The sequence below is a fragment of the Acinetobacter sp. YH12095 genome, assembly GCF_013419245.1.
GTDB classification, from domain to species: domain Bacteria; phylum Pseudomonadota; class Gammaproteobacteria; order Pseudomonadales; family Moraxellaceae; genus Acinetobacter; species Acinetobacter towneri.
Genome location: NZ_VPAL01000050.1, coordinates 1 through 1,964, shown reverse-complemented (window position 1 = coordinate 1,964; position 1,964 = coordinate 1). Strand labels below are relative to the sequence as shown.

The window sequence follows — 1,964 nt, the reverse complement described above, 5'->3', positions numbered from 1 at the left end:
CAGCATACTTTTTGAAGCACCACCAAAATTTTATGTTAAGTAGAGACTAAAAATGCCCTTGATTAAGGGCTTACAAGGGCATTTTGTATAAGGTGTATTATGTTAATTTTAGAATTTCTTCATTAGATAATTTTTGATAAGCTAAATCCATTAGGACTAATTAAGTAAATATGAGCAATTGGGTCAATGTCACACAGGATAAGTCTACAGGTATAGAACTAATTCATGCCCACTTCAAAGGCTTTGCATACGATCCTCATCTACACTCAAGTTATCTTATAGGGGTAACAGAGTTAGGACATCAACAATTCAATTGTAGAAAAAAAATTATTGATAGCTATCAAGGTCAAACTTTCATGCTTGAACCTGAAGAAGTTCATGATGGTAATGCACCAGATCCTCTCGGCTTCACTTATAAAATGATGCATTTAGATCCAGCATGGTTAAAAAAAAGCTATGAAGGAATATTTAATGAGCCTATCGAACTTGCTATCGAATCAACCCTACGTTCTGATCCTCAACTTTCACATTTGATACTTTCAACCTACAATATATTGAATAACAATGAATCTCAATTGATGAAAGATACGTATTTAGATCTTTTATTAGAAAACTTAGGTAATACCCCCATTTTTAATTGAATTAATGGGTAGAAAATCTAAAGCCTTGTTATTGTTTAAAAATAGGTGGACAACCATTTACTGACATATGAGGTCGTTCATGATTATAAAAGTACTGCCAGTCAGTTGTATAGTCCTGCACCTCGCTCAGATCTCGAAATAAATATTGATTTAGACACTCATAACGTACTGTACGATTAAATCGCTCAACATATGCATTTTGCTGTGGATTGCCTGGTTGAGTAAATACATGCTCAATACCATGCTGATCACACCACTTTTCCATCAGCTCACTTATATACTCTGGGCCGTTGTCGGTTCTAATGCGTTTAGGTTTGCCTCGCCATTCAATGAGCTGATCAAGTCCTCTCAGTACACGTTCTGCTGGCAATGAAAAGTCAATCAATATATCCAATGACTCGCGATTATAGTCATCAATCACGTTGTGAACTCGATAACTACGTCCATCACTGAGTTGATCATGCATAAAGTCCATTGACCATGATTCATTCTTAGCTGTCGGTACTGCAAGGGTTTCTGGCTGTTCTCGTTTAATCCGCTTATTAGGCTTGATTCTTAAATTAAGCTCAAGCTCCTTATAAATGCGATAGACACGTTTGTGGTTCCATTTGTATTTTTTAACATTACGCAAATACAGGAAACAAAGCTTGAAGCCCCATGTTTTATGATCATTGGTTAATTGAATCAACCATTCGGCAATCTGTTGATTCTCTTCATCTAAACGAGCTTTATAGCGATAACACGTTTGACTGACTTTAAAAATTAAGCAGGCCATGCTGATTGAAATCTTAAATTGCTCAGTAGCTTGCTGAGCAAGTGACTTTCGCTGAACAGGCCTTAAAACTTTTTTAAAAGTGCATCTTGCAAGATGTCTGACTTTAGCCGCTCATCAGCATACATGCGTTTTAAACGGGCATTTTCAGCCTCAAGTTCTTTAAGCCGCGTCATCATTGAAAGATCCATGCCGCCATATTTGGACTTCCACTTGTAGAATGTAGCAGAGCTCATACCATGTTCGCGGCACAAGTTCGGTATGGGTGTTCCTGCTTCAGCTTGCTTCAAGATACTCATGATCAAGCTGTCTGAATACTTAGATGTTTTCATAGAAAATCTCCTTAAATCAAGGTTATTCGATTTTCTACTTTTAAACTCAATTATTTTTAGGGAGGATTACCGTTTGCTTGGTTATAAAAAAGTGCTCTGTACACGACAAATTTCACAGAACCCTTATCCTATCAGGATTCTGCTTTCTTAAAATTGCCAAAATTTCCTTAAACTCTTCTTTTTTCCCAAAACCAATTAAACGCTGAATCGCCATTTGAA

The 1,964-nt window shown here is 36.6% G+C and carries 2 protein-coding genes; one reads left to right on the top strand and one right to left on the bottom strand.

Annotated features, from left to right (window positions below; all coding sequences use genetic code 11):
• The first annotated feature begins 170 nt into the window (after positions 1–170).
• Positions 171–641 carry an AraC family ligand binding domain-containing protein gene (locus FTU35_RS13275; protein ID WP_020753607.1) on the top strand — a complete coding sequence of 157 codons (471 nt, stop codon included), beginning with the start codon at positions 171–173 and terminating at the stop codon, positions 639–641.
• A 28-nt stretch (positions 642–669) separates the two neighbouring features.
• On the opposite strand, the gene FTU35_RS13270 is transcribed toward FTU35_RS13275, so the two are convergent.
• Positions 670–1,745, bottom strand: a protein-coding gene (locus FTU35_RS13270) for an IS3-like element ISAba20 family transposase (RefSeq protein WP_087514472.1) whose coding sequence is annotated in 2 segments (ribosomal slippage) — positions 670–1,493 and positions 1,493–1,745 — 1,077 coding nt in all. Because the reading frame shifts where the segments join, the coding sequence is not laid out codon by codon here.
• Positions 1,746–1,964: the final 219 nt, after the last annotated feature.